The following is a 25,837-nucleotide window of genomic DNA, read 5'->3' as shown; positions in this document are numbered from 1 at the left end:
CACTTCTTCCTGGCACGCCCCGACCTGCTCAACGCCGGCCGCACACTCTTCGGCACCAAGCCACCCAAGGGCCAGGAGTTCGACGACCACTACTTCGGTGCCATCCCCGAGCGTGTCCTCGGATTCATGATGGACACCGAGCGTGAACTGTTCAAACTCGGCATTCCCGCGAAGACCCGTCACAACGAGGTTGCTCCCGGTCAGTTCGAGATCGCGCCGATGTTCGAGCGCGGCAACATCGCTGCCGACCACCAGCAACTCCTGATGACCACGTTCAAGACCGTCGCCAAGAAGCACGGCATGGAGTGCCTGTTCCACGAGAAGCCTTTCGACGGTGTCAACGGCTCCGGCAAGCACGTCAACTTCTCGTTGGGCAACTCTGAGCTCGGCAGTTTGCTTGTGCCCGGCGACAATCCGCATGACAACGCTCAGTTCCTGGTGTTCTGTGCTGCTGTTATTCGCGCTGTCCACAAGTACGCGGGTCTGCTCCGCGCTTCGGTGGCGTCGGCCACCAACGATCATCGTCTCGGCGCCAACGAGGCTCCACCGGCCATCATCTCGATCTTCCTCGGCGACCAACTTGCCGACGTCTTCGAGCAGATCGCCAAGGGTGCCGCGACGTCGTCGAAGGACAAGGGCACCATGATGATCGGTGCGGATACGCTCCCCGTACTGCCCACCGATCCCGGTGATCGCAACCGCACGAGCCCATTTGCCTTCACCGGCAACAGGTTCGAGTTCCGTGCCCCCGGTTCCCTGCAGACCGTCAACGGCCCGATGGTCACGATCAACACCATCATGGCCGAAGCCCTCGACTACATGGCCACCGAACTCGAAACCGCAGTTGCCGCCGGCGCCGACTTCGATACCGCCGTACAGAACCTGCTGACAGACATCATCACCAACCACGGTGCTGTTGTCTTCAACGGTGACGGATACTCGGAGAACTGGCAGATCGAAGCCGCGGCTCGCGGACTGCCCAACCTGCGCACCACGTTGGACGCTCTGCCTGAGCTCATTTCCGAATCCGCGTTGGAATTGTTCGACAAGTACAACGTCTTCAATCATCGCGAAATGCACAGCCGCTACGAGGTCGGCCTCGAGCAGTACGCACTGAGTATCGGTGTCGAGGCGCGTCTGGCAGTCGAAATCGGTACGACGCTTATCCTTCCGGCGGCAGTGCGTCATCAGACGGAGATCGCCCAGAACTTCGTGGCACTCAAGGCTGCCGGGATTGAACCGGATATGGCACCGCTGCATGAGGTTTCGGAGCCGGTCACGGCGCTGCGTGCAGCCCTCGCCGCATTGCGTGCCGCTATCAAGGCAATTCCCGACGAGTCTCCGCTCGAGCAGGCCACACATGCACAGGAAGTACTGATGCCGGCAATGGCGGAAGTTCGGACCGCTGCCGATCTCCTCGAAACCATGGTCGCGGACGATCACTGGCCGCTTCCGACGTACCAGGAAATGCTCTACATTCTCTGACGACAAAAGAACTATGGCCTGCAACCGGAATTCCGGTTGCAGGCCATAGTTCTTTCAAAAACTACTTTTCTTCAGGCATTCGCATTTCGAGGAGCTCCGCTTCACCCGTTGTTGCCGGGTCCGGCCGGTCGCGAGAATCCCACGGCGACATATCCATGCCCTGCAGGTTCGTCTGCATGTAGATCACGTTGTAGCGATCCCACGTAGTTGCGACGAATTCGAGGGTGTGGCTGCCATCTCGGGAGGTCCAGGGATGCATGAATCCGCCGTAGATGCCCGGCAAAGTAGCTCCGCTGACCAAGACTTGCGATCCACTCCAGGGACCTTCCGGATGCTCGGCCTGGCTCATCACGAGCCCCATCGGACTGGTGTACATAGCGACGTACTTGTTCAGGTATTCGTTCCACTGCACCGAGAGTTCACTGACCGGTGCCTTGATCACCTTCACCGCTGTGTCTGAGTCCGGACTCCATCCGGACCCATTCCAATATTCGTAAGCAAGCGGATTGCGGATATCCACTCCGTGAACCCTGGCCAATAGCGCGCCACCGGAACGTCCGGACGGAGTGCCGTATTCGTAGATGTACCCGTCACCGCCGTCTTCGACTCTGCCCTCGAGGAAGGCGCTCTGCTGGAAGTTCTTGTTGATCGGCGATATCGCGGGGATTTCCAGGATGCCGAGATCGATATCACCGGTGTTCGCGCGCACCGTGGCCGGATCGACTACCCAGTCCTCACCGTTGTTGGTCGAATAAGCGAGGCCCGAGTAGTTGGTAGTCCACTCCCCCGGTACGTCCCAGGAACGGACCGACATAAACCGGATGTATTGCACTCCGCCGTAAGAGATTCCGGCCGTCGGGATGGTTGTGAACTCGAACCCCGGGGCAAACTGGGGTTCGGGGATGATTTCCTTGGAGTGATTCGGACGATCCTTGGGAGAACTGTCGATCCGAAACTTGTTCGCGATATCAGTATTGCTGCTGCGGAAGAGCACATTGCTGCGCCAGTCGTCCTCGGGGCTATCGCAGTCGCCGACAGTATCGCCGAACGCCATCTGAACACCGTGCTCAGCGCCGGGAAGCCCGTTGTCCCACATGATTCCGAGGTCGGTACCGGAAACACTGAAGCGATTGATCGTGTCATTGGGACTGCCGGGTCCGGTCACCATTTCGATGGCCTGGGTTCGACCCCGGAGGACGGGCAGCGCACCATTGGGCGCACCGGTGATCCACGGCAATCCGTTCATGAGCGAACCCGTAGCGGCGGAACCGCTCAGTGATCCCGTGAGCGAACCGAGCGAACCCGTCATCGAGCCCAGCGAACCGTTACCACCTTGCCCACACGGGCCACCGACGGCAGACACTGCCGGCGCTGAAGCGATTGTGGCCGCGATAGTGACTACGCCTATGGACAACATCGCTGACATGGACCGTTTTGTACGCACACGCAGCCTCTCTGATTAATTCGCTTTGATACGAAGTTCCCGACGGTACAGAACGACCGGTCGCCCTCGCTACCCTCGTCCGGCCCAGCAAACCACTCGGTCTCTGTCAACCGAGCAAAAGCTGAGCAAATCGTTATAAAACAGTCACTCGATTTCCGAGCAAAAGTCGGTGTGTCTGATTTCACGTTCACTCACGGATGATCGATCGCGCATCAAATGCGCCTACTATGTAACGGAAATGTAAGAAAGTACTCACAATGTCAGGTAGGTGAGCGGTGTCCGTACGTGACCGCGTAGCGCAGATTTACGATCAGGTGTTGGTTCGCAATGCAGGTGAGCCCGAGTTCCACCAGGCTGCCGCCGAAGTTTTCGAGTCCCTGCACGTCGTGCTCGAGCGCCATCCGCGCTACGCCGACGGCGGACTGATCGAGCGCCTGTGCGAGCCGGAACGCCAGATCATCTTCCGTGTGCCGTGGACCGACGACAACGGCAACGTCCACGTCAACCGTGGCTTCCGCGTTCAGTACAACAGCGCACTCGGCCCCTACAAGGGCGGCCTGCGCTTCCACCCCAGCGTCAACCTGGGCATTGTGAAGTTCCTCGGCTTCGAGCAGATCTTCAAGAACTCCCTCACCGGCCTGCCCATCGGCGGCGGCAAGGGTGGCTCGGACTTCGATCCCAAGGGTCGTACCGACGCAGAGGTCATGCGTTTCTGCCAGTCCTTCATGACCGAACTCCAGCGCCACATCGGTGAATACACAGACGTGCCCGCCGGTGACATCGGCGTCGGCGGCCGCGAGATCGGCTACCTGTTCGGCCAGTACAAGCGACTGACCAACACCTACGAATCCGGCGTTCTCACCGGCAAGGGCATCACCTGGGGCGGTTCGCAGGTTCGCACCGAGGCCACCGGCTACGGCGTCGCATACTTCGTCGCCGAAATGCTCAAGGCCAGGGGCGCTGACCTCGAGGGCAAGAACGTCGTGATCTCCGGATCCGGCAACGTTGCCATCTACGCTATCCAGAAGATCCACCAGCTCGGTGGCGTCGCCATCGCCTGCTCGGATTCCTCGGGTTACATCGTGGACAAGAAGGGCATCGACCTCGACCTCCTCAAGGAGATCAAGGAAGTTCGCCGTGGCCGCATCAGCGAGTACGCCGACGCAGTCCCCCATGCTGAGTTCATCGAAGGCGGTTCCATCTGGGACGTACCTTGCGACGTGGCACTCCCCTGTGCAACACAGAACGAGCTGGACGAAGCCGCAGCAAAGACGTTGATCGCCAACGGCGTTCAGGCTATTGCCGAAGGCGCGAACATGCCGACCACCCCCGGTGGCGTCCAACTCTTCCGCGACGCCGACGTTGCTTTCGCTCCCGGCAAGGCAGCCAACGCCGGTGGCGTTGCTACCTCCGCACTCGAAATGCAGCAGAACGCTTCGCGCGATTCCTGGAGCTTCGAGTACACCGATGAGCGTCTCGCCCGCATCATGCGCGGCATCCACGAGCGCACCATCACCACGGCTGCCGAGTACGGCAAGCCGGGCGACTACGTGCACGGCGCGAACATCGCCGGCTTCGTGAAGGTTGCCGACGCCATGATCTCACTGGGCGTCATCTAAACAGTATCCGCACATGACTATGGGCGCCTCCGCAATTGCGGAGGCGCCCATAGTCATTCAGTGTCAGTTGACCGGCGGTTCCGTGTCATCATCCGCTGCCGCTTTCTTTGCAGCCTCACGCATCTCGATACCGTCGGACACCCAGTCACCGATCTCGCGCGTCACGTCTCGAACAGCACCGGCGATAATCATCGCGATCGATCCCACGTGTGTAGCCGCGGATTCGGTCAGTTCCTGGACGGTGTCTTTGCGTCGTTCGAATTTCCCGACCATCAGTTTTGCCTCTCAAGATGCAGTGCGCTGGCGCTCGACGATAACACCGGCGGGGATCTGAGACTTGACCAATGCGGGCGGCAAGGCAAACTTGAAAATCTTGCCCCACACCGAACCGATCTGCTTGAAGAACCCACCCGTGTTGTACGGCAAACCGTACTTCACACACAACGCCTTGACCTCGGGTGCAAGTTCCGGATAGCGGTGCGCCGGCAGATCCGGGAACAGATGGTGCTCGATCTGGTGGGACAGGTTGCCGGACATGATGTGGAAGAGCGGACTGCCCTCGATGTTGGCACTGCCGAGCATCTGACGTACGTACCACTGGCCGCGAGTCTCATCGGCGGTCTCATCCTCGGTGAAACTCTGTACGCCCGTAGGGAAATGGCCACAGAAGATGATCGAGTACGTCCACACGTTCCGAATCAGGTTGGCAGTGACATTGCCGGCGAGGGTGGTGACAAACAGCGGTCCGGTGAGTGCCGGGAAGATTACGTAGTCCTTGAGTACCTGTTTGCCGGCCTTGTTCCACCAGCCTTTGAGCAAGGGCTTGACGTCGTGCCACTTGCGCTTGCGTTGAATTACGTTCTCGATCTCGAGATCGTGCATCATGACGCCCCACTCGAAGAGCATCATCAACGTGAACGCCCACAACGGATTACCGAGGTAGTAGGGATTCCATTTCTGCGCTTCGTCGATCCGCAGGATGCCGTATCCGACGTCGCGATCTTTGCCGAGAATATTGGTGTAGGTGTGGTGCATGTAGTTGTGCGAGTGCCGCCACTGATCGGCCGGGCAGACCGTATCCCATTCGAACACTTCGGAATTGAGGCCCGGTTCACGCATCCAGTCGTATTGACCGTGCATGACGTTGTGACCGATCTCCATGTTGTCGAGGATCTTCGAGACACTCAGCGCACCCACTGCTGCGAGCCATACCGGCGGCAGGAAGCCCAGGTACATCAGGCCTCGTCCGGCGACCTCAAAACCTCGCTGCGCCTTGATTACTTTGTAAATGTACTCACGGTCTTCCGCGCCGAGCGAGGCGACGGTGCGCGCGCGAAGCTCATCGAGTTCGCGGCCGAGTTCCTCGATCTGGTCATAGGTAAGGACGACAGGGTCCTCGACCTTCGCGTCGGAACCGCTACCAAGAAGAGGGAAGGTGGGAAGTGACAGTCCAAACATGACAGTCTCCAAAGAGTTGTAGTGCGTTCAGATTTCGACGGTGACATCGCCGACGGGAGCACTGACGCAGAGCTGGATCTTCTTGTCCGGCTCGTCGTCGGTCTCACCGGTGCGGATGTTGCGTGTGCGGCCCGCCTTCTTGACAGAAGTGCAGGAGAAACAGATTCCCATCCGGCAGCCGTATTCCGGCGTCAGACCTGCCGCCTCAGCCTGCTCGAGCAGAGTTTTGCCGGAGTTCTCGGCTGCGACGGCACTCTTGGTGAAGGAAACCTGGCCACCGATCTCACCGGGTTCGGCTATTGCTGGGGCGAACTCCTCGGTATTGAGCAAATGCTCGACGCCGATATCGCGGAACACCTCGCGCACGCCGCGCATCAAACCAGGAGGGCCACAGAGGTAGGCCTGAGCGTCTATTGCCTTCGGATCCACAATCCAGGGCGCGACGGCGTCGAGGTGACCGCGATCGAAGAATCCTTCGAGGTCTCCCCCACCGGTTTCGGTGTACACGAGTACCAGTTTTACGTTGGAATTCTCCGCGGCAATGGACTTCAACTGACGTAGATACGCTACGTCCTTGTCGGTGTTCACGTAGTGCACGAACACAGTTTCACCGGTATGCCCCTCGTCGACCAGCGTCCGCAGCATGGACATCACCGGAGTGATTCCGCTGCCACCGCTGATGAGAAGTACCCGAGTCGGCCTCGGCGCCGGGAGAGAAAATACGCCGTCGGCCTGCGAAAGGCTGACGACCAATCCAGGTTGAGCATTCCGATGTAGATGCTGCGAGACCAGGCCGTCAGCCTGAGCCTTGACGGTCAGTTCGATCAGCCCATTGCGCGTGGATGCGCTACCGGCGGGCGAGTAGCAGCGGGTATGACGGACTCCGTCAATCACGACACCTACCTGCACGAACTGTCCGGCACTGAAACCCCTCCACTGCCGGGTCGGGCGCAAGGTCAGAGTGACGGAGTCAGCAGTCGGATAGTCGACGGCCACCACCTGAGCGCGCAGGTCCCGCACCGTTGCCATCGGATTGACCAGCTCGAGGTAACGGTCGATCTGATGTGGCGCCGCCATAGCCTCGACGAGTCCGACCAGTGACAGTCCACGCAAGGACAATCCGCGCTTGGCTATGGCCTTCGGAGCTGATGCGATCGTCATGACACTCCTCGGGTAGAAGATTTCAGTGCACGATTGTTCACTGACTATAGTGTGACAGGTAGACACAGGAACATGTCAACAACAATGTGACCCGCGTTACTCGAACCGCCTTGTTCGAACCACTAGGAGGATGTCGAATGCCAGTACCTAGACTCGACATCGTGACCAAGGCCGGAGCGCCACCATCCCCGAACGATGCGCCTGAAACCCGGGCCGCAAAGAAGGAACGCACCCGCCAAGCTCTACTCGATACAGCGATGGACCTCCTCGCCGATCGTGGCTTCTCAGGAATCAGCTTGCGCGAGGTGGCTCGCGAAGCCGGAATCGTCCCCACCGCGTTCTATCGACATTTTGCGTCAATGGAGGACCTCGGCGTTGCACTGGTCGAAGAAAGCATGCGGATGCTGCGCGACGCGAGACGCAACCACAGCACAAAGGACGCGGCAGCCTCACTCGATATCCTTGTGCGCCAAGTTCATACCCACGAACGGCAATTCCGATTCCTCTGCCGCGAACGGTACGGAGGTGTCAGCGAAGTACGACGAGCCATCAACACCGAGATGCGATTGTTCGTCAGCGAACTGACCGTCGACCTCTCTCGCATCGCCGGCCTGGAAGGTTGGCAGGATCCGGACCTCGAGATGGCAGCCGATTTGATTGTCGGAGCCATGTTCACCACCGTCGTCGAACTCCTGGATGCCGACTCGGCAGGACACCGCAGCGAGGACGCGGTGATCGGCCGCGCCGAAAAGCAGCTGCGCTTGGTCGTGCTCGGAATGGCTACCTGGAATCCATCTCGAAGTTGACGTCAGGTGCAGGCTTTCGCCGTACCGTGGGCAGCATGTCCTCCACGAATACGTTTCAGATTCCCGTCGGCGATCTCACTTTCGACGTCCTGATTTCCGGTCCGGACGACGGGATTCCGCTGGTAGCACTGCACGGCTTCCCCGAGAGCGCAGCGTCGTGGGGAAAGGTCATGCCGTTGCTGACGGCCGCCGGATACCGTGTCATTGCTCCGAATCAGCGCGGATACTCGTCCGGTGCCCGACCCGAGGGCGTAGATGCTTATCGGATCGAACACTTGGTCGCGGACGTCGTCGGACTTCTCGACACCCTGGCCATTCCCGACGCCCATCTGGTGGGTCACGACTGGGGTGCTGCCGTCGCCTGGCAGGTGGCCGGTCGACACCCGAATCGAATCCGCAGCCTCACTGCCGTGTCCGTTCCACACCCGACAGCTTTCGGGTGGGCGCTGCGCGAGGACGCCGATCAGAAGCAGCGCTCGTCGTACATCGGACTGCTACGCCAGGAAGGCAAGGCGGAAGAAGTGCTGTCGGAGGACAACTTCCGACGGCTACGCGCAATGTTCGACGGTCAGATCGATCCGGAGTTCGCGGATGCGCACATCGATGTTCTCAGTGGGGAGGGCGCCCTGACCGGCGCGCTGAACTGGTACCGCGCAATGACCCGCGATTTCGGCGACATCAAGCCGACGACTGTGCCGACCACCTATGTCTGGAGCACAGGCGACTCCGCACTGGGCCGCGCCGGGGCCGAACGGTGCGGCGAGTTCGTGGATGCCCCCTACGAGTTTGTTGTCCTGGACGGCGGTAGTCACTGGATTCCCGAAGAACGCGCCGAAGAATTGGCGGCCGCGATTATTCGACGCGCGGGATCCTGAACTAGGCCCCACCTCTAACTCTATGTAGGTTGTCATACATAGAACAGTGTTGATTTCATCGTCAGGAGTTTTGTCGTGACCGAGACAGCTACATCCCTACATCCCTTCGACGCCGCCGTTGAACTGGAATCGCTGACACCGGGGTTGTCCACCGGGCACACCAGCCCCGCGTACAACAACATGGTGGGCCCGTTCGGCGGCATTACCTCCGCCACGCTTCTCGAGTCGGTGCAGCGCCACCCCGAGTGCCTGGGCCAACCGCTGTCACTAACCGTCAACTTTGCCGGCCCCATCACCGAGGGCGCGTTCGAGATCACCGCGCGGCCGGTGCGAACCAATCGAACAACTCAGCACTGGTCTATCGAACTCACCCAGGATGGCACGGTCGCGACCACGGCCACCGCTGTATTCGGACTCCGCCGCGAGACGTGGGACTCAACCGAAATTGCGATGCCCGACGTTCCGGCAGCAGAAGATGTTGCCGTGCAACCCTTCCCTGAGTTCATCGCCTGGGCGCAAAACTACGAGATGCGTTTTGTCGACGGCGCGATCCCCGAACTGGAAGCAGTCGAACATCCCGATTCGGTATCAACGCTGTGGGTACGCGACGCTGTGTCCCGGCCGCTGGACTTCACGTCATTGACCTCGTTGTGCGATGTGTTCTTTCCGCGAGTCTTCTTGCGCCGCGGAAAGATGGCACCGGCCGGAACGGTGTCGCTGACCATCTACTTCCACGCCGACGCCGCCGCCTTGGCGCAGCAAGGTGATCGCGCAGTTCTCGGAACGGCGCGCACCCAGCGTTTCGGCAAGGGCTACTTCGATCAGAGCGGCGAATTGTGGGGCAGTGACGGCGAATTGCTCGCCACCACCCACCAACTCGTCTACTTCAAGGACTGACGATCATCGAATCGGCCTGCTGACCGGGATATTCACGAAGCTCGGTGCACTCGGGTCGAGTACGAGGTGCTGGGGTACCAGTTGGCTCTCGTTGAGCAGTGGACGCAGCAGCAGCCCCTTGGGGAAGTTGCTCGCGTACACGTCAATTCGCACCCGGTGACCCGATTGCAGTATCGCATCCGTCGCGGCCAGGCCCACGTCGAGAGTTGTGGGCCTGCCGGGGACGATTGGCTGCCGGGAATCCAGATCGAGGATGTAGTACGGATCCGTGTAGTCGCCGTTGGCCGATTTCAGACTCTTCGAATCATCCACGGCGCGAAGCGACGACGTGAGCTGACCGCTCGTGATCACGAGCGAAGTTCCGTCGGGCGCCACGTCGTTGAGCGTCGCGGTCCAATATCCGTCGGTAGTGTCCAACGAGGTATTGAGATGCAGGTTTACTGATCCCGAGATCTCGGTCGGTTCATCGACGGGTGCACTGGTGAAGCTGAGCGCGTCGCGTTCACTGAAGCGAGCGTCCTTGGCGCACATGTCCAGAATCGCCACGATGCCCATCGTTTCCTGAGCGGAATCGCGTGAACATACCGTCGCCAAGCCTGGTGCGAGCGTCAGCGTGGCGGCGTCCCCGGGTGCCTGCGCGGTAAGACTGCCGTCGTGCGCACTCCCTGGACTTGTTCCGCTCGAGTGCGCGCCGAGATACACACGCTGGTAACTCATTCCGGCGCGCGGGAACTGATCTGTCCTGGTCCATCCGCTGCCCTGCTGGTAGAGGGTTACCGGACCGAAGGTGTTGATTCCGTTGTCGATTCCCTTGAGCCAGTGATCGAACCAGGCTCGCTGCAACACATCCAGACGAGGCGGAGCGCCCTCGCCCCCGAACCCCGATCCGAAATTCAGGTGGTAGGAATCGCCCATGATGAGTTGCTTCTGACCGGGCGGCAACGGAATTGCGTTGTACATCTTGGGCTCACTGTTAGTGAAGATGTCATGCCAGCCGCCGTAGATCATCGTCGGCACGTTGATGTTCTCCGGGTGCGAGATCAAGTCTTGCCGCAATGAACTATTGCTCTCCAGAAGGTCTTTCAGGTCCGGAGTGATGTCCGCAATACTGGGAACGGTCAGCGCGTTGAGAAGCAATCCCACAAACGTCATCGGATCAGCCTGCCGGTCCGCGAGCCAGGTCCAGTCGAAAGTCCCGTCGAGCATCGACTGCACATTCGGCAGCCATTTGGTTCCGTTCACGGCCGCGAGCCACACCGGCATGAACCCGATTCCGATACCGCCGCCGGGGGCGACAACGTCGCGGAGAATGTCTCCGCCCGGTTCCATCGGGAAGATTGCCTTGAGCGCGACCGGTTGCTTACTTGCCGCTTGAACTTGATTGATCGCGGAATACGACACACCTGTCATACCGACGTCACCGTCGGACCAAGGCTGACTGCTCGCCCAGTCGATGACCTCCACGGTGTCCTGTTGCTCTCGCTGCTGGAGCACGTCCCACTTACCTTGGGAGAAGCCGGTTCCGCGGACGTCGACAACTACCTGGGCGTAGCCACTTCGAATCAAACTCTGATCAACAGTGAAGGTGCGCAGGCCGCCGCCGGTAACCACTTCGGCCAAATCTTGCAGTCCGGTAACCGGCGTGCCGGACAGGTTCAACTCATCCACGAACTTCATCAGCGGATCTTCGAGTTCCGGGAGAGAAAATGCTGCGTCAGCCAATGCCGAAACCATCTTGGTGTACGGCGTCAGGTTGAGAATGGTGGGCGTCTTGGTATCGACGGCTGCACCGGACGCATCAGCCGGTCGGTAGACATTCGCCTTGAGCACCACTCCGTCGCTCATGGTGATCGGCACATCCCATTGAACGTTGACGCCCGGATACTGTTGGGGCCCATCCGCATTAGCTGTCCACTCGGCACCGAGTTGCCCACCGCCGGGTGGCAGCGCTGAGGCACTGGGAGCAACAAGGCTTACTGCCATCACAGTCGCTAGCAGCACTGTGATCAGGCTACGAACAGACATTCGCCACTCCCCTGGTTTGCCCGGCAACAACTACTAATAGCAGCCGAGCACGGCGATAGTGGGGATATTCAGCTGTTCGACACGTCCTGTTCCGGCGATTTCACCGCCATCAGCGCCACCAAACCGAGCGCAAGCACAAGAACCAACCCGACGATTCCGGCTCGATCAGCCCCGAAGGCCCAGGCGAAGAATCCGAACAGCGTCGGCGCCAGGAAGGACACTGCCCGCCCCGTCGTCGCATAGAGACCGAACAGCTGGCCTTCGCGTCCCGGAGGCGTTATGCGGGCAAGGAACGTGCGGGACGACGATTGCGCCGGTCCGACAAAGAGACACAGCGCGAGACCGAAGATCCAGAACATCAACCGCCCCGATACGGCGATCAGCACCGATCCGACCACGATCATCGACGCCAGCGACACCGTGATCACCGTCTTGGGTCCGATCCTGTCGTCGAACCGGCCGGCAACCAACGCGCCCACTGCCGCAACCACGTTGGCGGCCACACCGAAAAGCAAGACGTCCGCAGCAGCAATCCCGTAGACATTCACTGCGAGAACGGCACCGAAAGTGAATACGCCGGCCAGTCCGTCACGGAACAGCGCACTCGCGATCAGGAAGTAGATGGTGCGGCGGTCTACCGTCCACAGTTCTCGCAAGTCCCGCCACAGCACTCGGTAGGAGTCCAGGAATCCAGCCTTCGCAGCGCCGGGGTCCGCATCCGAGGTCGGGAGTTCGGGGACTTTGAGGAAAACAGGAATTGCGAAGACTGCAAACCACACTGCCGCGAGCAGCGCCACCATGCGGATGTTGAATCCGCCGTCCGTCGTCAAGCCGAGGAAACCGCGGGTGTCACCGTCGCCGACTATGAACCCGAAGTAGCACAGGAGCAGCAGCACGATGCCACCGAAATAACCCATAGCCCAACCGAATCCGGAGACCCGACCAATGTTTTCAGGGGTGGACACCTGACGCATCATCGCGTTGTACGGAACTCCGGCCAGCTCGAAGATGACCGAACCGACGGCCAACAGCACCAGCCCCAGCCACAGGTAGTGGTACGAGTCCTGCACGAAGTACAGCCCGGACATCGACAGAACTGTCAGCCCGGTGAGAACTGCCAGCGAAAGTTTTCGGCGTCCCGTGGCGTCGAACCGCTGGCCCGAGATCGGCGCCAGAACGGCGATGAAGAAACCGGCGATACCGAGCGACCAGCCAAGCCAAGAACTGGCCGAGATCGAACCGGGCAGATCGTCGCCAACCGCATCAGTCAGGTACACCGAGAAGACAAACGTCAGGATGACCGCATTGAAGGCCGCCGACCCCCAGTCCCACAGGCCCCACGCAAACACCTGACTCCGTTTTGCCGCGCCGCCGATTCCGGCGGGCAACTGATCGGCGGGTCCCACACCCGGTTCTGCGCTCATGGACGCGAGCCTATGCGAGCGTGAGCCACCGCACAGACCAAAGTTTCTACTCACCCAGTTGCATACGCACCTCGTTGCATACATACTTTTGTGCATGGCCCTCGAACACGCGATCCTCGCCTCACTGACCGAGCAGGACGCGTCGGGATACGACCTCACGCGCAGGTTCGACAAATCCATCGGCTTCTTCCACAGTGCGTCGCACCAGCAGATCTATCGAGTCCTCAAACGAATGGACGAGGCCGGCTGGGTCGACGTCGAGACCGTGACGCAAGACGGTCGCCCCGACAAGAAGATGTACCGAGCCTCGGAGGCGGGCCGCGCCGAGTTGACGCGCTGGATTGCCCAACCATCCGAGCCGAGCCACCTGCGCAGCGAATTGGCAGTCAAGATTCGCGCCGCAACCGACGCCGACATCCCGGCACTTCGAGGTGAGGTCACCCGCTACCGCGACGGCCACGCTGCCCGGCTCGACGTCTACCGACTGATCGAGAAGCGCGATTTCCCCAACCCCGCAGCCCTTTCAGGCTCTCCCCTGCGCCAGTATCTGGTTCTTCGCGGCGGAATCCGCGTCGAAGAAGGTTTCACGAACTGGTGCCAGGAAATCCTGGATGCACTTCCGAGCAAAGGACACCCCCAGCCATGACGAGCACGCAGTTCCCACTCCTGTTCGAACCCCTGGACCTCGGGTTCACGACGCTGAAGAACCGCGTCGTCATGGGTTCCATGCACACCGGCCTCGAAGACCGTGCAAAGGATACGGACCGCCTGGCCGAGTATTTTGTGGAACGTGCGCGCGGCGGAACCGGCTTGATCATCACCGGCGGCTATGCCCCCAACCGCACCGGATGGCTCCTCCCCTTCGGAGCTAAGCTCACCAACCGCGTCGAGGCACGTCGGCATCGACGGATCACCAAGGCAGTGCACGACGCCGGCGGAAAGATCGCGATGCAGATCCTGCATGCCGGCCGGTACAGCTACCAACCTTTCAGTGTCTCGGCGTCATCGATCAAGGCCCCCATCAATCCGTTCCGCCCCCGCAAGCTGACCGATCGCGGAGTGCGCTGGCAGATCCGTAACTTCGTTCGCTGCGCCAAGCTTGCCCAATCCGCCGGTTACGACGGCGTCGAAATCATGGGCGGCGAAGGCTATTTCATCAACCAGTTCCTGTGCGAGCGCACCAACAAGCGCAAGGATCAGTGGGGCGGTAGCTCCGAGAACCGTCGGCGAATGGCAACCTCGATCGTTCGACGCACCCGCAGTGCCGTCGGCCCGAATTTCATCATCGTCTTTCGCCTCTCGATGGCTGATCTGGTCGAGGGCGGTCAGACGTGGGATGAAATCGTCACTCTGGCACAGGAAATCGAAGCTGCCGGTGCCACTATCATCAATACCGACATCGGCTGGCACGAGTCTCGTGTGCCCACCATCGTGACGTCGGTGCCCCGCGCGGCGTTTGTCGACATCACCGGCAAACTCGAAAAGCACGTCAACATTCCGGTTGTCGCGTCCAACCGCATCAACATGCCCGAAACCGCCGAGGAAATTCTCACGCGCGGCGACGCACAACTGATCTCCATGGCCCGCCCGATGCTGGCCGACCCCAACTGGGTGAACAAGGCACAACGGGACGCGTCCGACGAGATCAACACCTGCATCGCCTGCAATCAGGCCTGCCTCGACCATGCATTTGTGCGCAAACATGTTTCCTGCCTGCTCAATCCGCGTGCCGGACGTGAAACGACGCTCATCCTTTCCCCAACACGTCGCCGCAAGAACCTAGCCGTAGTCGGAGCGGGACCGGCCGGACTCTCGGCTGCGCTGAACCTCGCCCAACGCGGTCACGCGGTCACACTGTTCGAAGGCTCGAACAAGATCGGCGGCCAGTTCGGTATCGCGCAGTTGATCCCCGGCAAGGAAGAGTTTGCCGAGACCATCCGCTACTACACACGCCAACTCGAACTCGCCGGCGTCGAGGTCAAGCTCGAAACACGCGTCGCCCCGGCTGATCTCATCGGAGCATTCGACGAGGTGGTAGTCGCCACCGGCGTCACACCGCGTGTTCCGAGTATCCCCGGCATCGACAACCCCAAGGTCCTCACCTACGCCGAGGTGGTTCGCGAAGGCAAGCCCGTCGGCAAGACCGTCGCGGTAATCGGCGCCGGCGGCATCGGCGTCGACGTCAGCGAATTCCTCACTCACCCAACCTCTCCCACCTTAAACCTCAAGGAATGGAAGCAGGAATGGGGCGTCACCGAACCCGAGATGGCTCCGGGCGCACTCACCACACCCGTCCCCGAACTCTCCGAGCGTGAGGTTTACCTCCTCCAGCGTAAGCCCGGACGCATCGGTGCCGGACTGGGCAAGACAACCGGCTGGGTGCACCGCGCCGCCCTCAAGAACAAGGGTGTCCACGAACTCTCGGGCGTCAACTACGAACGCATCGACGACACCGGTCTGCACATCACCTTCGGCGAGAAGCATGAAAAGCCCCGACTCCTCGAGGTCGACACCATCGTCATCTGCGCCGGCCAGGAGTCTGTCCGTGATCTGGTCGACGAACTGACCGTCGCCGGAGTCTCCACCCACGTCATCGGCGGCGCCGACGTGGCCGGTGAACTCGACGCGAAACGTGCCATCGAACAGGGCACACGGCTGGCCGCGAAGATCTGACCGACTACGCTGACTGATCGTGAGCCTGCCGATACCCACCACCACAGCCCGCGCCGTCGTGACCGGCGCCTCCTCCGGCATCGGAGAGGCCCTGGCCACTGATCTGGCATCCCGCGGACACTCCCTGATCCTCGTCGCGCGCCGCGGCGACGTCATGGAGGGTCTCGCCGAGACGCTTCGCGCCAAGCACGGCGTCGACGTCGAGGTCCGCGCCTGCGATCTCTCGGACAGCGCGGCTCGTGCCGTGCTGGTCGAAGAGCTCGGGAAGCGCGAGATCAGCATTCTGTGCAACAACGCCGGTATCGCCACCTTCGGGCCGGTCGCAGAACTCGATCCGAGCTACGAGCGTGCCCAGGTCGAACTCAATGCCGTCGCAGTTCACGACCTCACCCTTGCCGTGCTGCCCGGTATGCTCGAGCGCAAGTCCGGTGGCATCCTGATGGTCGGATCCGCCGCCGGCAACATGCCGATCCCCAACAATGCGACCTACGCCGCTACCAAGGCGTTTGTGAACACCTTCTCGGAATCCCTGCGCGGCGAACTCAATGGCACCGGCGTCAACGTCACGCTCCTCGCCCCCGGCCCCGTCCGTACCGAAATTCCGGACCCGGCCGAAGCCTCCATCGTCGACAAGCTCGTACCGGACTTCTTCTGGATCTCGAGCGAGTACACCGCCAAGGTGTCGCTCGACGGCCTGGCCGAGAACAAGATGCGCGTCGTACCCGGCATCTTGAGCAAGGCGATGTCCGTCGCCGGCGGCTACACGCCCCGCGCGGTAGTTGCGCCCATCGTGGGCACCTTCTACAAGAAGCTCGGCGGCTGATTCACCCAAAATTCTCAATTGAGACCTATACGGGCCGTATGGTCGGTTAATGGCTACGCGGCAAATGATGGCAGCAGGGGCAATCCTTCTTTTGACCGGAGGATTGCCCCTGCTGCTACCCACTACAGCAAATGCGTGCTCGTGCATGGCTTTTGCATCGCCTGAAGAAGCAGTCAATGTTTCCAGCACCATCTTCCTCGGGACTCCCACGGAGAAGTCCTCCGACGGTTTCGAGGACACCTACCAATTCGATGTCTCCCGCGTGTACAAGGGTGACGTCGACGCCGTGACGTCGGTCGGGACACTCGCAAACGGAAATGGTTGCGGCACAAGCTACGTACTCGGCACCGAGAAACTGATGTTCCTCTCGAAGCCGTACGACGTCGATGCAGAATTCGAGGGATACAGCTGCGGCCCGAGCACAGGCAGTGATTTCGACGTCCAGGCAACCGTCGAGTCCGTCTACGGCGATGGATATGTTCCGGATACGGGTGGAACGGTATCGGTTGGTGTGCGGGTCGACAAACCCGTTGCGATCGGCGCAGTCGCGGCCGGTGCACTTATCTCCATCGGAGGCGGGCTCTACTGGAAGCGGCGGCGATCGAGCTGAACCCTCGGCATCAGGAGCGCATCAACCTATCTCGGTAGTCCGTCAACTATCCGTCAAGACGCGTCTCGACCACTTCGATCGAGAGTAGATCTGAAGTAGCCCCGCAGTTCAGCGGGTCATCTTCAGGAGATCGACGTGACGCTACTCGAAATCTTCCCGTCCCTACGCGGCGCCATGACGCCTCGCTTGGATCCTGCGCTGTGGCCCATCAGCACTCGCCACGATCAGAGCGGCCGCATCTGCATCGGCGACGTAGTCCTCGAAGACATCGCCGACCAATACGGCACTCCCACCTACGTCATCGACGAGTCCGATGTGCGGCACCGTTGCCGTACCTATCGGGAAATCTTCCCCGACTCCGAGATCGTGTATGCCGGCAAGGCCCTGATGATCCGGGCGATGGCCAAGTGGGTGTCCGAGGAAGGGCTCGGCGTAGGTGTCTGCTCTGCCGGCGAGCTGTCCATTGCCATCGCCGGGGGCGTCAAACCGTCCCGAATTATCTTGCACAGCAACACAAAGACTGCTTCGGAGCTCAGAACTGCCGCCAAGGCCGGCGTGGGCCGGATCGTCATCGACTCACCCAGCGACGCTGCACTACTTGCATCCGTGTGCACTCATTCGCAGAAAGTACTGATCCACGTGACTCCCGGCGCAGACACGGAATTCGAGGACACCGTTGCGACAGTAAAAAACGCAGCGCACCTCCGCTTGATAGGTCTGCACTGCCAACTCGGTTCTCACATCACCGATCCCGAACGCTTCCGCAGCGCCATCGGCACCATGATCGGACAGATGGCCGACATCCGCCGCACTCGCAACATGATCCTCACCGAGCTCGATCTCGGTGGCGGACACGGCATTGCGTACAGGCCCGGCGACGCGCAGCTCGATCTCACCCGCTTGGCCCGAGTCGTCGACGAGTCCCTCGATGACGCCTGCATACGCAACAGGTTTCCCCGCCCGAAGATCGTGTTCGAGCCCGGACGGGCTATCGCTGCGCGTGCCGGCGTGACCCTGCATCTGGCGCAGAGCACCAGCGACGGAAGAACATTCGTATCCGTCGGCGCACGGCTCCCCGCAGATCTGCGCGAGGGTGATCTAGTGGGCGTCCCCGGCACCGGCGCTTATCACCACAGCATGACGTCTACTGACAACAGGGTGTGCCGCCCACCCGTGATCGCGGTGCTCGGCGGCGTCGCACGTCCGTTGATCCGGCGCGAGTCGATCGACGACCTACTCGCTCGCGAGGTCGGAGTGTGACCCCGCGAGCAAGCTGACGCTAGCGCTTGCGTCGACTTCCGGTACCGAAGATGCTCCGCGAAATCTCGCGCCCGGCAGCCGATGCCACCGATCGAAGGAAGCTCTTCACCGCCGAATTACCGAGAATCTGCTCGGCGATGTTGGGCCCCTCCGGTTCCACCGGCGGAGGCGGAGGCAGGTCCGGCAACGGCGGCAGGTCCAGCGACGGATCTGCCGTCGGAGCGCCGGCGACCTTCGCAGTCAGCTTCTCGTACGCCGATTCACGATCGATCGTTTGACCGTACTTCTGATTCAACGGACTCGACGCAGCCGCAGCCTTGATGGCGTCGTTGCCGATGGTGTCCATCAAGGATCGCGGCGGACGAATCATGGTCCAGGCCACCGGCGTCGGCGCACCCTTCTCCGAGAGCACCGTCACGATCGCCTCACCGATTCCGAGTGAGGTGAGCGCCTTCTCGAGGTCGTAGTGCTCCGTTTTCGGATACGTGCGCACCGTCTTGTTGAGCGCCTTCTGATCATCGGGCGTGAACGCACGCAACGCATGCTGTACGCGCGCACCCAATTGTGACAGGACCGAATTGGGGATGTCGGTGGGCAATTGGGTGCAGAAGAACACGCCGACGCCCTTGGATCGAATGAGCTTGACCGTCTGTTCTACCTGCTGCAGAAAGGCTTTCGACGCGTCGGCAAAAAGCAGGTGCGCTTCGTCGAAGATGAAAACGAGCTTGGGCTTGTCCAGATCGCCCTCTTCCGGCAAAGTCTGGAACAGATCGGCAAGCACCCACATCAGGAATGTGGAGAACATCGCCGGGCGAGCAGCCTGCGCACCGAGTTCAAAGAGCGTGATCACGCCCGCGCCGCCTACGACGCGTAGCAGATCCTCGGTTTCCAGTTCCGGCTCACCGAAGAACGTGTCGCCGCCGTCGGCCTCGAGGTTGACCAGCGCGCGCAGGATGACGCCCGCTGTTGCCGTGGACACTCCGCCGATTCCCTTGAGATCAGCCTTACCCTCGTCGCCGGTGAGGTGCGCTATGACCGAGCGCAGGTCCTTGAGGTCCAGCAATGCGAGGCCCGCAGTGTCCGCCCAGTGGAAGATCAGCCCGAGAGTGGACTCCTGGGTCTCGTTGAGCCCCAGAACCTTACTGAGCAGAATCGGGCCGAAGCTCGTGATGGTTGCACGAACCGGAATCCCGATGCCGCCTGTACCGAGCGAGAGAAATTCCACGGGCATCCCGGCCGGCGTCCAGGCGTCGTCGCCCGTCTCCACCGCACGAGCGGTGATCTTGTCGTTGCTCTCCCCTGCCCGCGACAGGCCTGAGAGGTCACCCTTCACGTCCGCCATCACCACCGGCACTCCCGCAGCCGACAGTTGCTCCGCGATGCCCTGCAAAGTCTTCGTCTTGCCGGTACCCGTCGCTCCGGCAATCAGCCCGTGACGATTGATCGTGGCCAACGGGATGCGCACTCGGGCGGCGGGATCAGCAACACCGTCGACCACTACCGAGCCCAGCTCCAAGGCCCGGCCTTCCGACGCGTAGCCCGCAGCGATCTCGGCGGCAGCACCCGACGGAGCCGACTGCTGCACTGCACCTTCAGCCTCGAGAGCCTCCCGCTCGGCTTCCTGCGCGGCTTGCGCTGCCTCCGCGGCAAGACGTGCAGCTTCGGCAGCAGCAGCCTTCGCCACCTTTGCCTTCTCTGCCGGCGTCAATGTGCTGTCCTTCGGATCCACGGTCATACAGGCCCCTCCTCAGTGCAGTCGGAAAGAAGATCTTTGCGCAGTAGGAAAGAAGATCTTTGCGCGTCGAGTTTTCACCGCCGACCTTATCCCGCGAGCATGCGCACTACTGTGTTCCTGGTGCAGGACAAATTGGTATGGATCGATTGTGAAATGACCGGGCTGCGGCTGGAGTCGGACAAACTCATCGAGATTGCGGCTCTGGTAACCGACAGCGAATTGAACATCTTGGGCGAAGGCGTGGACATCGTCATCCACGCCGACGACGACGCTTTGGCCTCGATGCCCGACGTCGTGAGGAAAATGCACGCCAAATCGGGATTGACCGAAGAGGTACGCAAGTCGACGGTCACTCTCGCCGAGGCGGAGAAAGAGGTGCTCGCCTACATCCGCAAGCACGTTCCCGTCGCCGGAACCGCTCCCCTGGCAGGTAATTCCATCGCCACCGACCGCGGATTCATTTCCCGCGACATGGCGGCCCTGGACACGTACCTCCATTACCGGATGATCGATGTCAGTTCCATCAAGGAACTCTCCCGTCGCTGGTATCCCCGCATTTACTTCGGCCAGCCCGAAAAGGGTCTCGCGCACCGCGCTCTGGCCGACATCAAGGAATCCATTCGCGAACTCAAGTACTACCGCGGCACTGCCTTTGTCCCCGCGCCCGGACCGTCCAGCGCAGAGATCGCAGCCGTCGTCGAGGGTTTGGGACCCGCCTGACCAGCCGATTGGCTTCCTGACCAACTTTCGCGCTAGTATCTCTTTCGTCAAAGCAGCCGGGTCAAATCGGCAGCCGAGGCAATGGTGGGCGTAGTTCAGTTGGTAGAGCACCAGGTTGTGATCCTGGCTGTCGCGGGTTCGAGTCCCGTCGCTCACCCAAAGGGAACCCCCGGAAATGTTGAAAGACATTTCCGGGGGTTCTTTTGGTTTCGGAACCACCCACCGATCTGAGCGAACGTACCTTTCGGTCGATCTAAGGCGATGAACATGCCGTTCGCACCAGAAGGCTCACCGTCACACAATCAACATGAGCCACAAACTCCCCCAGACCGACGAATGCCCCCAACCGACAAGGCTGGGGGCATTCGTCACATTCAGGGCCTGACGACGCGCTCAGACGTCCGCGTTACCGGCCTTCCACGTCGCCCACGGGATGTTCCAGTCGCCCAAGCCGTCAGTTCCGGAGAGCGTGCCGCCCACCGTGTTCTTGACGATGACAATGTCTCCGCGCTTGGTGTTGTCGTACACCCACTTCGCGTTGGACGGGCTCAGGTTGAGGCAGCCGTGACTGGTGTTGGAGTAACCCTGCTGCCCGACGGACCACGGTGCCGAGTGGAAGAAGATGCCGCTGTAGGACATCCGTGTTGCCCACTGGACCGGAGTCTTGTAACCCTCGGCCGCGGTGACCGGCACGCCGTAGGTCGAGGAGTCCATCACCATGTCTGCGAGACGGTCACCGATGATGTAGACGCCGTTGTCGGTGGGCGTGCTGTCCTTACCCATGGACGTAGGCATCGTCATGACGGACTTGCCGTTCACCTCGAAGGTGACCTGCTTGGTGTTGTCGTCGGCAATAGCAATGACGGAATCGCCGATCGTGAAGGACGTGGTTGCGTCTTCCTGACCGAATACGCCCTTGCCGAGATCTTTTCCGTAGACGTTTACCTTCACGTCGACCTTGGTGCCCGGCGCCCAGTACTCCTCCGGACGCCAACGCACCTCACGGTTGTTGACCCAGTAGAAAGCGCCTTCGACAGCCGGTGTCGTGGTGACTGCGATGGCGTCCTCGGCAGCCTTGCGGTCCGGTATGTTCTCGTCGAACTGCACAGCGATGGGCTGACCGATGCCGACGACGGAATCTTCACCCGGCATCACGTACGGCTTGGTGACATTGCCCGGAGCACTGGTGGTAAACGACGACACCGTGGTGCTCGCCCCACCCAATCCGTAGGCGCGAGCCTCGATCTTGTACTTGCGGTTGTATCCGAGCGGTTCGGTAGTAGTCCACGACGCGCCGTCGGCGGCGATAGCGCCGGCCACCCGCTCGCCATTGGGGTTGACCATCCGAACCTCGGACAAGGTGCCGTCGGCAACGTCGATACGTACCGGATCACCGGGTGAGAATCCGATGGCGCCGTCGGCAGCCGAAGACGTAACCTTCGGCTTGATCAGTTCGGTCAGAGGATTGGAGTCGATCGGAGCGGCACCTTGGTCGTCGACCGCCGTCCCGCCGGCAGTGCACGCGGTCACGAGGACCACTGCACCGAGCGAGGCTGCGATCAACGCAGCACTCTTAGAAACCCGACCCGCCCCACCACGTTCGGACAGGCCCCACCACTGACGACTCATTCTTCGACTCCGCTTCACATGTTTCCGACCAGCATTTAGCGCCACGTCAATGATGCCAGGCACTTCGTTACCAACGGTCATCAAATGCCCACCCAACAGTAACGTTCGAGCATCAATCGCTTCGAACCGGACGTTTTGTTACCGATCCCGGAAACATCACACAATTCGCCCCGCCGCAGAGGCGTAGGGCACCAGCGGAATCGACCCCAAACAGGCTCCCCCACCTGGCGATTTGCCCCCGGACGAACGCTTCGGCTAATGTTCTGTCTCGCAAGAGCGAGCGCCTATAGCTCAGTTGGTAGAGCAAGTGACTCTTAATCACTGGGTCCGGGGTTCGAGTCCCTGTGGGCGCACTTGCAAAGATCCCCACCTTGGAAACAAGGTGGGGATCTTTTTTGTCTGTCCGTCTCGAATACACTCCCCAGCGAACCCGACAAGCTGGAGCGACATGTCTGATCTACCTGATTCCGAACTTGCGTTTGCCGGCATCGTCGGCCAAGCCGAGCTGATTCGCTCCGGCCAACTCTCCGCACGTGAGTTGACGGAAAATACTCTCCGACGGATCGAGCGACTCAACCCGAGCCTCAACGCGTTCACCCGCATCCTGGCCGACGAGGCGTTGAAGGAAGCCACACGACGCGATCAGCATCAGGCCGACGGAACAGCATTGGGCCCACTACACGGTGTACCGATCGCCATCAAAGACGAGAACGACGTCGCCGGAACACCCACGACATACGGCGGCGCAGCAGTCACTCGAATCGCGACTGCCGACTCCGAAGTTGTGCGACGCCTACGAGTCGCCGGCGCAGTGGTCATCGGAAAAACGACGATGCCGGAGTTCGGAATTTGGCCGTTCACCGAAACAGCCGCCCATGGCTACACCCGGAACCCTTGGGACACCGGCTTTTCGACGGGCGGATCGAGCGGCGGCTCGGCAGCCGCAGTTGCGTCGGGCATGGTTGCCGGCGCAATTGGCGGCGACGGCGGCGGTTCCATCCGGTTGCCGGCCGCGTTCTGCGGGTTGTTCGGACTGAAGCCACAACGCGGTCGCGTGAGCACTGCTCCCAACCGGAATCTGTGGCGCGGCCTCGGCACTCTCGGTCCGCTGACCCGCTCGGTTCACGACAGCGCGCTCATGTACGACGCCATCCTCGGCACGACCGCCGTCGACGACTACCGCGCCGAGCCGCTGCCCCTCAGTTTCACGGATGCGGTGTCGTCCAGTTTCACGGATGCGGTGTCGTCCAGTTTCACGGATGCGGTGTCGTCGACAACGAGTCCGTTGCGGATTGCGGTGTCTACTCGCAGCCCCGTCCGCGGCATCAGTCCCGCGCCGGAGGTAGTTGCCGGAGTGCACGCCGTCGCAGAAATGCTGAGCGCCCTGGGGCATCATGTCGAGGAGTTCGATCCCGAATACCCTGATGCAACAGCATCATTCCTTCCGCAGGTACTCGGCGGAGTGCGAGATGAGGCGTTGCGCGTCGATCGACCCGACCTCCTCGAACGACGAACCCGCGCTCTGTCCTCGATCGGGCGGATCGCATCGTCGGGGCGCGTCGGCAAGGCTGCGTACCGCCGCGGGATGCGCATCGCGCACACCGTCAATCAGGTGTTCGACACTTTCGACGTCGTCCTGACCCCGACAACTCCCGCCTTGCCCCGCGCGATCGGTCAGCTCGAAGGTGCCGGACTCGTCTCTGCCGCCCGTAAGTCGTTGCCCATCGCTGCATACTGCTCGATCTGGAATGTGTGCGGAAATCCGGCTGCGGCAGTGCCGGCGGGGTTTTCCGAAAGCGGACTACCCCTGAGCGTCCAACTGGTGTCACGGCCCAATGGCGAGCTGACGATTCTGGCGCTGGCACAGCAACTCGAGGAACGGATCGGCTGGCCGAATTTCCGTCCGCCGCATGCCTGAACGGTCCGCGAAATGTAACTGCGATCACCTTTACGAGCACGCGTTTTGCAAACTGCTGAGCCTGTCCGCTAATGTTCTGTCTCGCAAGAGCAAGCGCCTATAGCTCAGTTGGTAGAGCAAGTGACTCTTAATCACTGGGTCCGGGGTTCGAGTCCCTGTGGGCGCACTTGCAAGAAGGCCCCCACCTCATCGAGGTGGGGGCCTTCTTCATATTCCGATCCGCTTGTCAGCGAACGATCTTGCGCACCACGAGGAGTCCGACGAAGGATCCCACCGCAATCAGTGCGTACTTCACAGCCGGCTCGTTGAGCTTGGCGAGCAACGCCGACTTGGTGTTCTCGACCAGCCGCTTCGGGTTGGTACGGACCGTCAGTTCGTCGAGTGTGCTCGCGAGCTGGTTACGCGCCTTCTCGATCTCGCGCTCGATGCTCTCGGTGTCCCTGGGCACGTGTCCTCCAACTTGTCTTATCTTGTCTGGTTGTACTGCTCCGTGGGTGCCGTGCGCCCACGCTTGGTTCTACCGTAGAGGAGCAGAATGCCTTCGCGCCCACCTGCCGCGCAATTTGTCGACTAACCTCGGTTCTCGTGACCGAGAACAGTAGATTGTCCCCCGGCGACATTGCGCCGGATTTCACGCTTCCCGACGCCGATGGCAACGAAGTTTCACTGAGCGACTATCGCGGCCGCAAGGTCATCGTGTACTTCTACCCCGCTGCCAGCACCCCCGGCTGCACCAAGCAGGCCTGCGACTTCCGGGACAGCCTCGCGGAGCTGAACGGCGCCGGACTCGACGTCATCGGCATCTCCCCTGACAAGCCCGCGAAGCTCACCAAGTTCCGTGACAACGAAGAACTGACCTTCCCGCTCCTCTCCGATCCAGAGAAGGCCACGCTCCTTGCCTGGGGCGCATTCGGCGAGAAGAAGATGTACGGCAAAACCGTCCAGGGCGTCATCCGTTCTACCTTCCTCGTCGACGAGGAAGGCAAGATCGAGGTGGCTCAGTACAACGTGCGCGCCACCGGGCACGTCGCAAAGCTGCGACGCGACCTATCTGTCTAACCGCGCAGCCGGCTCAGAAACAAGGCTTCCGCCAGCGCGAGGTTTTCGATCTCCGAAGGATCGACGCTCTCGTTCGGGGCGTGAATGCAAGACTGCGGTTCCTCGACGCCGATCAACGCGATCTCGGCGTCGGGGAACTGCTCTGCGAGCGCGTTGCACAAGGGAATCGATCCTCCCTGTCCGGCAAACCCGACTTCAGCCCGGTACGCCTCGCTC

General features: G+C 61.1%; 22 protein-coding genes, 3 tRNA genes and 1 pseudogene. 16 read left to right on the top strand and 10 right to left on the bottom strand.

Annotation, left to right across the window (positions count from 1 at the left end; translation table 11 throughout):
• A partial coding sequence (locus QM600_RS22665) for a glutamine synthetase III family protein (RefSeq protein ID WP_283263789.1) occupies positions 1-1,485 on the top strand: 1,485 nt, incomplete at its 5' end.
• A gap of 61 nt (positions 1,486-1,546) precedes the next feature.
• Here the strand turns inward: QM600_RS22665 and QM600_RS22660 are convergent.
• On the bottom strand, positions 1,547-2,911 hold the full coding sequence (locus QM600_RS22660; RefSeq protein ID WP_283263788.1) for a glycoside hydrolase family 183 protein: 1,365 nt from the start codon (positions 2,909-2,911) through the stop codon (positions 1,547-1,549).
• 293 nt (positions 2,912-3,204) lie between these two features.
• Here QM600_RS22660 and gdhA point away from each other — a divergent pair, with 293 nt between their 5' ends.
• Complete coding sequence (gdhA, locus tag QM600_RS22655) at positions 3,205-4,548, top strand: NADP-specific glutamate dehydrogenase (protein WP_283263787.1); 1,344 nt, start codon at positions 3,205-3,207, stop codon at positions 4,546-4,548.
• Positions 4,549-4,611: 63 nt separating this feature from the next.
• Here the strand turns inward: gdhA and QM600_RS22650 are convergent, their stop codons facing one another.
• Genes QM600_RS22650 through QM600_RS22640 form a run of 3 tightly spaced genes read right to left on the bottom strand, consistent with a single transcriptional unit; the run spans position 4,612 to position 7,167 of the window.
• A complete protein-coding gene (locus QM600_RS22650; protein WP_283263786.1) occupies positions 4,612-4,821 on the bottom strand; it encodes a hypothetical protein in 210 nt (69 codons plus the stop codon).
• Positions 4,822-4,833: 12 nt separating this feature from the next.
• Positions 4,834-6,006, bottom strand: a complete 1,173-nt coding sequence (locus tag QM600_RS22645) for a fatty acid desaturase family protein (protein WP_283263785.1) — start codon at positions 6,004-6,006, stop codon at positions 4,834-4,836.
• Between the two features lie 27 nt (positions 6,007-6,033).
• Complete coding sequence (locus tag QM600_RS22640; RefSeq protein WP_283263784.1) at positions 6,034-7,167, bottom strand: ferredoxin reductase; 1,134 nt, start codon at positions 7,165-7,167, stop codon at positions 6,034-6,036.
• Between the two features lie 137 nt (positions 7,168-7,304).
• Between QM600_RS22640 and QM600_RS22635 the strand changes: the two genes are divergently transcribed.
• From QM600_RS22635 to QM600_RS22625, 3 genes are all read left to right on the top strand, one after another.
• Positions 7,305-7,973: a TetR family transcriptional regulator gene (locus tag QM600_RS22635; protein ID WP_283263783.1), complete on the top strand. Its 669-nt coding sequence runs from the start codon at positions 7,305-7,307 to the stop codon at positions 7,971-7,973.
• A 35-nt stretch (positions 7,974-8,008) separates the two neighbouring features.
• Positions 8,009-8,848, top strand: coding sequence for an alpha/beta fold hydrolase (locus QM600_RS22630; protein ID WP_283263782.1), 840 nt, complete (start codon positions 8,009-8,011; stop codon positions 8,846-8,848).
• A gap of 75 nt (positions 8,849-8,923) precedes the next feature.
• On the top strand, positions 8,924-9,745 hold the full coding sequence (locus QM600_RS22625) for an acyl-CoA thioesterase (RefSeq protein ID WP_283263781.1): 822 nt from the start codon (positions 8,924-8,926) through the stop codon (positions 9,743-9,745).
• 3 nt (positions 9,746-9,748) lie between these two features.
• Here QM600_RS22625 and QM600_RS22620 read toward each other — a convergent pair whose 3' ends face one another.
• Positions 9,749-11,770: a CocE/NonD family hydrolase gene (locus QM600_RS22620; protein ID WP_283263779.1), complete on the bottom strand. Its 2,022-nt coding sequence runs from the start codon at positions 11,768-11,770 to the stop codon at positions 9,749-9,751.
• A 68-nt stretch (positions 11,771-11,838) separates the two neighbouring features.
• Positions 11,839-13,194 (bottom strand): MFS transporter, encoded by a 1,356-nt coding sequence (locus tag QM600_RS22615; protein WP_283263778.1) that lies wholly within the window; start codon positions 13,192-13,194, stop codon positions 11,839-11,841.
• 94 nt (positions 13,195-13,288) lie between these two features.
• Here QM600_RS22615 and QM600_RS22610 point away from each other — a divergent pair, with 94 nt between their 5' ends.
• The 5 genes from QM600_RS22610 (at position 13,289) to QM600_RS22590 (ending at position 18,560) form a co-directional block, all read left to right on the top strand.
• Positions 13,289-13,840 (top strand): PadR family transcriptional regulator, encoded by a 552-nt coding sequence (locus QM600_RS22610; protein ID WP_283263777.1) that lies wholly within the window; start codon positions 13,289-13,291, stop codon positions 13,838-13,840.
• The gene (locus QM600_RS22605; RefSeq protein ID WP_283263776.1) at positions 13,837-15,867 is read left to right on the top strand and encodes an NADPH-dependent 2,4-dienoyl-CoA reductase; all 2,031 of its coding nucleotides are present in this window, start codon (positions 13,837-13,839) and stop codon (positions 15,865-15,867) included. The genes QM600_RS22610 and QM600_RS22605 overlap by 4 nt, the downstream gene beginning before the upstream one ends.
• Before the next feature lie 19 nt (positions 15,868-15,886).
• Positions 15,887-16,690 (top strand): mycolate reductase, encoded by an 804-nt coding sequence (gene cmrA, locus QM600_RS22600; RefSeq protein ID WP_283263774.1) that lies wholly within the window; start codon positions 15,887-15,889, stop codon positions 16,688-16,690.
• 49 nt (positions 16,691-16,739) lie between these two features.
• Positions 16,740-17,300, top strand: a complete 561-nt coding sequence (locus QM600_RS22595; RefSeq protein ID WP_283263773.1) for a hypothetical protein — start codon at positions 16,740-16,742, stop codon at positions 17,298-17,300.
• Between the two features lie 135 nt (positions 17,301-17,435).
• Complete coding sequence (locus tag QM600_RS22590; protein ID WP_283263772.1) at positions 17,436-18,560, top strand: diaminopimelate decarboxylase family protein; 1,125 nt, start codon at positions 17,436-17,438, stop codon at positions 18,558-18,560.
• 19 nt (positions 18,561-18,579) lie between these two features.
• On the opposite strand, the gene QM600_RS22585 is transcribed toward QM600_RS22590, so the two are convergent.
• On the bottom strand, positions 18,580-20,295 hold the full coding sequence (locus tag QM600_RS22585; RefSeq protein ID WP_283263771.1) for a helicase HerA-like domain-containing protein: 1,716 nt from the start codon (positions 20,293-20,295) through the stop codon (positions 18,580-18,582).
• A gap of 120 nt (positions 20,296-20,415) precedes the next feature.
• Here QM600_RS22585 and orn point away from each other — a divergent pair, with 120 nt between their 5' ends.
• Complete coding sequence (gene orn / locus QM600_RS22580; protein ID WP_094275160.1) at positions 20,416-21,015, top strand: oligoribonuclease; 600 nt, start codon at positions 20,416-20,418, stop codon at positions 21,013-21,015.
• Between the two features lie 84 nt (positions 21,016-21,099).
• Positions 21,100-21,172, top strand: a tRNA-His gene (locus tag QM600_RS22575).
• Positions 21,173-21,408: 236 nt separating this feature from the next.
• Here the strand turns inward: QM600_RS22575 and QM600_RS22570 are convergent.
• A complete protein-coding gene (locus tag QM600_RS22570; protein WP_283263769.1) occupies positions 21,409-22,644 on the bottom strand; it encodes a L,D-transpeptidase in 1,236 nt (411 codons plus the stop codon).
• 280 nt (positions 22,645-22,924) lie between these two features.
• Here QM600_RS22570 and QM600_RS22565 point away from each other — a divergent pair.
• The 3 genes from QM600_RS22565 to QM600_RS22555 all read left to right on the top strand — a co-directional run bounded on the left by QM600_RS22565 (position 22,925) and on the right by QM600_RS22555 (position 24,728).
• Positions 22,925-22,997: transfer RNA gene (locus QM600_RS22565), tRNA-Lys, on the top strand.
• 95 nt (positions 22,998-23,092) lie between these two features.
• Complete coding sequence (locus tag QM600_RS22560; protein WP_283263768.1) at positions 23,093-24,562, top strand: amidase; 1,470 nt, start codon at positions 23,093-23,095, stop codon at positions 24,560-24,562.
• A gap of 93 nt (positions 24,563-24,655) precedes the next feature.
• Positions 24,656-24,728 (top strand) — tRNA-Lys (locus QM600_RS22555).
• A 60-nt stretch (positions 24,729-24,788) separates the two neighbouring features.
• Here the strand turns inward: QM600_RS22555 and QM600_RS22550 are convergent.
• Positions 24,789-25,010: a DUF3618 domain-containing protein gene (locus QM600_RS22550; RefSeq protein WP_283263766.1), complete on the bottom strand. Its 222-nt coding sequence runs from the start codon at positions 25,008-25,010 to the stop codon at positions 24,789-24,791.
• 137 nt (positions 25,011-25,147) lie between these two features.
• Here QM600_RS22550 and bcp point away from each other — a divergent pair, with 137 nt between their 5' ends.
• Positions 25,148-25,621 carry a thioredoxin-dependent thiol peroxidase gene (bcp, locus tag QM600_RS22545; RefSeq protein ID WP_283263765.1) on the top strand — a complete coding sequence of 158 codons (474 nt, stop codon included), beginning with the start codon at positions 25,148-25,150 and terminating at the stop codon, positions 25,619-25,621.
• On the opposite strand, the pseudogene QM600_RS22540 reads toward bcp, so the two are convergent.
• Positions 25,618-25,837, bottom strand: a pseudogene (locus QM600_RS22540) (dipeptidase); the annotation flags it as partial. The gene bcp and the pseudogene QM600_RS22540 overlap by 4 nt on opposite strands.

It is taken from the genome of Rhodococcus sp. IEGM 1379 (assembly GCF_030056815.1).
Lineage (GTDB): Bacteria > Actinomycetota > Actinomycetes > Mycobacteriales > Mycobacteriaceae > Rhodococcus_F.
This window is presented reverse-complemented; position numbering and strand designations above follow the sequence as displayed.

What these genes read in the sequence shown, in the direction of transcription:
- QM600_RS22660 (WP_283263788.1), bottom strand. Translation starts at nt 2,911, where the DNA reads ATGTCAGCGATGTTGTCCATAGGCGTAGTCACTATCGCGGCCACAATC.
- QM600_RS22650 (WP_283263786.1), bottom strand. Translation starts at nt 4,821, where the DNA reads ATGGTCGGGAAATTCGAACGACGCAAAGACACCGTCCAGGAACTGACC.
- QM600_RS22645 (WP_283263785.1), bottom strand. Translation starts at nt 6,006, where the DNA reads ATGTTTGGACTGTCACTTCCCACCTTCCCTCTTCTTGGTAGCGGTTCC.
- QM600_RS22640 (WP_283263784.1), bottom strand. Translation starts at nt 7,167, where the DNA reads ATGACGATCGCATCAGCTCCGAAGGCCATAGCCAAGCGCGGATTGTCC.
- QM600_RS22635 (WP_283263783.1), top strand. Translation starts at nt 7,305, where the DNA reads ATGCCAGTACCTAGACTCGACATCGTGACCAAGGCCGGAGCGCCACCA.
- QM600_RS22630 (WP_283263782.1), top strand. Translation starts at nt 8,009, where the DNA reads ATGTCCTCCACGAATACGTTTCAGATTCCCGTCGGCGATCTCACTTTC.
- QM600_RS22620 (WP_283263779.1), bottom strand. Translation starts at nt 11,770, where the DNA reads ATGTCTGTTCGTAGCCTGATCACAGTGCTGCTAGCGACTGTGATGGCA.
- QM600_RS22615 (WP_283263778.1), bottom strand. Translation starts at nt 13,194, where the DNA reads ATGAGCGCAGAACCGGGTGTGGGACCCGCCGATCAGTTGCCCGCCGGA.
- QM600_RS22610 (WP_283263777.1), top strand. Translation starts at nt 13,289, where the DNA reads ATGGCCCTCGAACACGCGATCCTCGCCTCACTGACCGAGCAGGACGCG.
- QM600_RS22605 (WP_283263776.1), top strand. Translation starts at nt 13,837, where the DNA reads ATGACGAGCACGCAGTTCCCACTCCTGTTCGAACCCCTGGACCTCGGG.
- QM600_RS22595 (WP_283263773.1), top strand. Translation starts at nt 16,740, where the DNA reads ATGGCTACGCGGCAAATGATGGCAGCAGGGGCAATCCTTCTTTTGACC.
- QM600_RS22585 (WP_283263771.1), bottom strand. Translation starts at nt 20,295, where the DNA reads ATGACCGTGGATCCGAAGGACAGCACATTGACGCCGGCAGAGAAGGCA.
- QM600_RS22570 (WP_283263769.1), bottom strand. Translation starts at nt 22,644, where the DNA reads ATGAGTCGTCAGTGGTGGGGCCTGTCCGAACGTGGTGGGGCGGGTCGG.
- QM600_RS22560 (WP_283263768.1), top strand. Translation starts at nt 23,093, where the DNA reads ATGTCTGATCTACCTGATTCCGAACTTGCGTTTGCCGGCATCGTCGGC.